Here is a 303-nt window from a genome sequence, read left to right as displayed (position 1 = left end):
TCCATATGGCAGTGGATAGTTGCGGCTTGCCAATAGATTTTATTGTGACAGGCGGTGAGGTTCATGACAGTAAAGCTGCCATAGAATTACTAAAACAGCTGCCTGATGCCGAACACGTTATCGCTGACCGGGGCTATGATAGCGAGAAGATACGAGAGCAGATCCGAGAGAAAAAGGGCGTCCCTAACATACCGCGCAAGCGTAATTCGAAGATTGGGAATGGCGATATTGACTGGTGTCTGTACAAACATCGCCATCTGGTTGAGAACGTGTTTGCCAGGCTAAAACATTACCGCTCAGTAG

The 303-nt window shown here is 47.9% G+C and carries 1 protein-coding gene; it reads left to right on the top strand.

All coding sequences use genetic code 11. The features are described 5' to 3' along the window. Positions 1 to 303 (top strand): transposase (locus AAY72_RS08580; protein ID WP_156411308.1); only part of this gene is annotated, 303 nt, incomplete at both ends.

It is taken from the genome of Alishewanella sp. WH16-1, from assembly GCF_001441695.1.
In the GTDB taxonomy this organism is placed as follows: domain Bacteria; phylum Pseudomonadota; class Gammaproteobacteria; order Enterobacterales; family Alteromonadaceae; genus Alishewanella; species Alishewanella agri.
This window is presented reverse-complemented; position numbering and strand designations above follow the sequence as displayed.